This is a genomic window from Desulfosporosinus lacus DSM 15449, from assembly GCF_900129935.1.
In the GTDB taxonomy this organism is placed as follows: domain Bacteria; phylum Bacillota; class Desulfitobacteriia; order Desulfitobacteriales; family Desulfitobacteriaceae; genus Desulfosporosinus; species Desulfosporosinus lacus.
This window is the reverse complement of sequence record NZ_FQXJ01000049.1, coordinates 1-5,196: the sequence shown is the minus strand read 5'-3', so window position 1 is coordinate 5,196 and position 5,196 is coordinate 1. Positions and strand designations below refer to the sequence as shown.

At 44.5% G+C, this 5,196-nt stretch carries 4 protein-coding genes; all 4 read right to left on the bottom strand.

Annotation, left to right across the window (positions count from 1 at the left end; genetic code table 11):
• On the bottom strand, nt 1-1,370 hold a 1,370-nt coding region (locus BUB11_RS26450; RefSeq protein ID WP_073033617.1), incomplete at its 3' end, for a sigma-54 interaction domain-containing protein.
• Nucleotides 1,371-1,869: 499 nt separating this feature from the next.
• Nucleotides 1,870-3,009, bottom strand: coding sequence for an acyl-CoA dehydrogenase family protein (locus tag BUB11_RS26445; protein ID WP_073033616.1), 1,140 nt, complete (start codon nt 3,007-3,009; stop codon nt 1,870-1,872).
• Between the two features lie 25 nt (nt 3,010-3,034).
• On the bottom strand, nt 3,035-3,529 hold the full coding sequence (locus tag BUB11_RS26440; RefSeq protein ID WP_084110594.1) for a Zn-ribbon domain-containing OB-fold protein: 495 nt from the start codon (nt 3,527-3,529) through the stop codon (nt 3,035-3,037).
• A 2-nt stretch (nt 3,530-3,531) separates the two neighbouring features.
• Complete coding sequence (locus BUB11_RS26435) at nt 3,532-4,788, bottom strand: thiolase C-terminal domain-containing protein (protein ID WP_073033615.1); 1,257 nt, start codon at nt 4,786-4,788, stop codon at nt 3,532-3,534.
• Nucleotides 4,789-5,196 lie beyond the last annotated feature (408 nt).

Here is a 5,196-nt window from a genome sequence, read left to right as displayed (position 1 = left end):
TTGCATTTTCTCAAAAGAGTAGAGATGTCGATACCGAGAGCCTGTGCGGTCGGCCCGAGCTGTTTGTTTTGCTGGAAAGCTCGCTCAATCCATTGTCTTTCGGTTGCCGCCACTGCCGCTTTCAGCGGAATTACTTTCCGATTATTTTCACTCGAGGGAACGGTCAAAACAACCACCTCACTAGCCTGTCGAATCTTCTCCGGTAAATCCGCTTTCTCAATGAGACCCGTTTGGCTCAGTACCACCAATCGTTCCACGACATTTTCCAGTTCACGCACATTTCCGGGCCAAGAGTATTCATATAAGCAGTCCATTGCTTCCGGGACAAAGCTCAGATTGCGATGATATTTTTTACAGAATTTGTCCAAGAAGGACAAGGTTAATACAAATATATCCTCTTTCCGTTCTCTTAAGGGCGGTATTCCAACAGGTATGACATTTAGTCGGTAATAGAGGTCCTTCCGAAATGTCCCCTCATCCACCATCTTTTCTAAATCTCGATTAGTGGCGCATACAAACCTGATGTCCATCAACCGAGGCGTCGTTCCTCCAACTCGCAGAATTTTATGGTCTTGTAATACACTAAGCAGTTTTACTTGGAGAAACAGGGGCAACTCTCCTATCTCATCCATGAAGGCTGTGCCGTGATTGGCTTGATCCAGCAATCCCGGCTTGCCCTCTCGTTTCGCACCTGTGAACGCTCCCCCCTCATAGCCGAATAATTCTGATTCCATTAATGACGATGGAATCGCGCTGCAGTCCACCTTTATGAACTTTCCTTTCGTGCTGCGACTGCTATGCTCATGGATCAACGAAGCTATCAGTCCTTTTCCTACCCCAGACTCTCCGTTGATCAGCACCGTTGCGTCAGAATCACCGATTCTGGGTAAGGCATCTAACATGCTTTGCATTTTAGGATCGCGTACCGTTACCACCTCAGTGCTCACAGCAGGGCCATAGTTTTTTAGAATCTCCCGGTACTGCTTGTTAAGCTGTTTAGAACGCTTTAATTCATCTTTCAATGTATTTAGTTCACTTAAATCACGCACCTCGCACACCACGTTTATCAATTTGCCGTCTTTATCAAAGACTGGATTACCCGTTACTAAGGCCTCGCAACCACTTGGAAAGATAATTACTTTGGATACACGCTTTCCACAGCGAATAACCTCAATTGTCGCAGAGTCTGATATCAAGTTGTCATCTATCAGAGTACTAACGTTCCGTCCCACGACATTTATGGGGATCCCCGTAATATGCAAGAAAGCTTCATTATGAGCAAGACAGTCTCCTTGGGAATCTGTTATATAGATACCATCACTAATTGAGCGAATCATAGCTCGAAACGTCATTTCTGGATTCCAGATCATTTATCCCCCCACCCTATTCAAGTCCGCTATGAGTCTTTACCAACTATGTCATACACTTGAAAACTTTTTCGTTACTTCCAGACAGTATTTGAATGAACCTCACCAAGTAACCAGGGAGATTAAAGAAGCGATTATCAGTAACAAACTGCCCCATATAATTCATTCATTACAAGAAACACCTTTTTTACCGATTCGCTTGGTCAATTCTATCTAAGTATCATTAACGCATTAAAAATGTGGCACCCCCTTCCTGCTTCTAGACTTATATAAAGCAAAAGTTGTGCCACGTTTACTGAATATTCTGAAACATTAGCAAGGTCTAGTCCGCCCTCTTTTTGCTCTTAATAATATCGCAATGTTGCTAGAGACCTTAGGCAACTCTGCCCAGGCAAGGTTGCTTATTTATTGCATTCCTGCCAATGTTTCAGTTCGCCAATTCCCATTCATTTGCATTATGCATAAGAGTAGAAATGGTAAATTGTTAGGTAATAATGTACTGTTAGCGACAACCCAAAGCCCTAGAAATAACTAAGCGCTGAATTTCGGACGTTCCTTCCCCTATTTCCAATAGTTTTGCATCACGTAGATACCTTTCTACATGATAATCTTTCATATAGCCATATCCACCGTGAATTTGGATAGCCTCGAGCGAGTTCTTGACCGAAGTTTCCGAAGCATGGAGTTTTCCCATGGCTGATTCTCTACCAAAAGGCAGATGAGCATCTTTCAGACTTGCTGCCCGTAAGATCATCAGGCGTGACAACTCAGTTTGGGTAGCCATGTCTGCAAGTTTAAATTGGATAGCCTGAAAACTACTTAAAGTTTGCCCGAATTGCTTACGCTCCATAGAATACTTCAACGACTTATCTAGTGCACCTTGGGCAATGCCCACGCCCATTGCCCCTATGCTAATCCTACCACCGTCTAATATTTTCATGAATTGACGAAAACCATTGTTTTCTTCACCTAAAAGATTTCCTGCTGGTATTTCTACATCCTCAAAAACAAGTTCTGTAGTGTTGGAAGCATGGAGGCCCATTTTGTCATAAGGCGTATTAATCTGGAATCCTGGAGTACCGGGTTCTACCAAAAAGGAACTTATCCCACGGGTTCCCTTTGAAGGATCGGTAAGTGCTGTTACTGTAACAACTCCTGAATAGCTTGCATTAGTTATAAAACATTTCGAGCCATTAAGAACCCACCCTTTATCCGTTCGACGTGCTCTTGTTCTCGTACCACCTGCATCAGAACCCGCTCCAGGCTCGGTTAACCCAAAAGCAGCCAAATACTTGCCACTAAATAAGGAAGGAAGGTATTTTTCCTTTTGCTCAGGAGTACCGAAGTAATAAATCGGGCTTATCCCCAAGGATAGTAAGGCGGCATAAGTAATTCCAGTTGAGGCACATACCCGGGACAACTCCTCAACGGCTAAAGCATAACTGACCGTGTCTCCACCGGTTCCTCCTACATCCTCTGGAAATGGCAAACCTATAAGTCCTAGTTCCCCCATCTTTTTTACTATTTCCAGAGGGAATTCACCCGTCCGATCACGTTCCTCTGCCCCAGGCTCTACAACCTCATCAGCAAACGAATGCACCATGGCACGCAATGACTTTTGATCTTCAGTTAAACCAAACATTTACCCTACCCCCTTCATTTTTTTATCAAGCGGGAACAAAATAGACGTCAGTGGGTTTGAACTGACTTAATCGTTTAAACTTTGCTTGAATATTCATGCCGATCTTAACATCCGCAGGGGCTACCCCGATCAGACGGGATAGAAACAAGGTATCGACCCCCGGCCACTCGACCATAATGAGGGTAAAGGGGGTTTCTGCCAAAAACTCTTGCCCTCCAAAGTAACAGGTTGTATAGGTATGCACTTTCCCTGTTAAGGGTAGCTGCATCCATTCCGTCTCCGCTCCGCAAGTCATGCAGTGACTGCGCGGAGTCGCAAAGGTACCGCCACACTTCGTGCATTTACTTCCTTTGAGCTCTCCTTTAGCTAAACCCTCAAAAAAAGGTGAATCTTGTGCATAGCTATGAATGTAATCCACTTCATAGTGGTATTTCATGACGATAGGGTCTATGTTATAAAGAATACATCCTTGTTCGACTTCGTCCATCTTGACTGGCATTGAAACACTCTTTTCACTCATAGTTAGAACCCCCTCTCGAGAATGCTGCAGGTAATATAAGTTCCTGTCCCTGCATGACTGTGAATCAAACCTCGTTTGGCTCCTTTTATTTGCAAAGTTTCATCCCCGCCAAAATGTTGACCAATAGTCCCCTGAAGCTGCCAGAGGGCAAAGACAGATTGCATCAATCCCGTTGCACCCACCGGATGACCACAGGCTAATAGTCCTCCTGAAGGATTTACCGGCATTTTTCCGTTGACATTGGCGGCTCCCGATTCTACAAAGGTTCCACCTTCTCCATATTTACACAACCCTAAATCTTCATAGGTTTGAATTTCTGAAGAGGTAAAGGCGTCGTGAAGCTCTACGAAATCCAGCTGCTCCATGGGATTTTCGATCCCAGCCATTTTGTAGGCTTCTTTCGCTGCAACTCGACCTCCCCTAAAAGAATGTACCCCTGGATATTTTAAGCCTTTATAATCCTCTGCTCTTTCATGGTTAAGAAGGATAACTTCGCGGGAAGGACGATCCGACAAACGCATGGCATCTGTTCCTGTACCCACACCAGATATCAGGATTGGTTTGTCGGTTAACTTAAAGGCCATCTCTTCCGAGGCCAAGATCGCTGTGGCTGCTCCATCTGACATGACGCAAATATCCAAACGTTTTAGTGGGTCAGCCACCATTTCTGAGTTGAGAACATCTTCAATCGTTAGCTCTGCTGGAAACTGAGCGTAAGGATTATGCAGTGCGTTTCCGTGATTTTTAACTGAGACTGCCGCAAGTTGCCGCTCTGTGGTGCCGAATTCGTGCATATGTCGTTTGACCATCATTGCATAATAGCCAGTGTAAAAACCTCCAACTGGGTAATCAAAGTTAACATCTGACGCAAGAGCTATAAACTCATTCCCCTTCCAGGTATTTACATGGGACATCGTTTCGAACCCTACGGCCGCACAAACATTCATCCGTCCACTGGCAATAGCCTCCCATGCTGTTTGAAAGCCCATTCCTCCCGTTGCGCCTCCAGACTCGACCCGTTTGGAAGGCTTTGGGGTAAGTCCTAAATAATCTTGTACCATAATCCCTGCCATTAACTGTCGGGTAAAGTGATCAGAAAAATAGGCGATGACTGAGCCGTCAATCTGGTCTAAAGTCAAGTTTGGTATATCCGCCATGGCCTGATCAAAAGACTCTTTAGCCATATAACGAAAATCCTTTTTAGGGGTGGATTTGGCAAATTTTGTAATCCCGCCAGATACCATATACACTGGTCTCATAATTCTCCTCCTCATACCTTAATTCATTCATTACAAGAAACACTTTTTTACCGATTCGCTTTTTCAATTCTGTCTAAGTACCATTAACGTATTAAAAATGTGGCACCCCCTTCCTGCTTCTAGACTTAATACTAGAGCAAGAATTGTGCCACATTTACCGAATATTCAGAAATATAGTAAAAGCCTCCTCTGCCAACTCTCTACGTCTTAATGTTGTCGCAATGCTGCCGGAGACCTAGGCAATTCAGCCTAGGCTAAGTGGCCTATTCATGGCATTTCCGCTAATGTTGCAGTTCGTCTTATCCCCAACCTTTTGCATTTTCTCAAAAGAGTAGAGATGTCGATACCGAGAGCCTGTGCGGTCGGCCCGAGCTGTTTGTTTTGCTGGAAAGCTCGCTCAATCCATTG

Coding starts and splice junctions, on each gene's coding strand:
- BUB11_RS26445 (WP_073033616.1), bottom strand. CDS start 3,009: ATGTTTGGTTTAACTGAAGATCAAAAGTCATTGCGTGCCATGGTGCAT.
- BUB11_RS26440 (WP_084110594.1), bottom strand. CDS start 3,529: ATGAGTGAAAAGAGTGTTTCAATGCCAGTCAAGATGGACGAAGTCGAA.
- BUB11_RS26435 (WP_073033615.1), bottom strand. CDS start 4,788: ATGAGACCAGTGTATATGGTATCTGGCGGGATTACAAAATTTGCCAAA.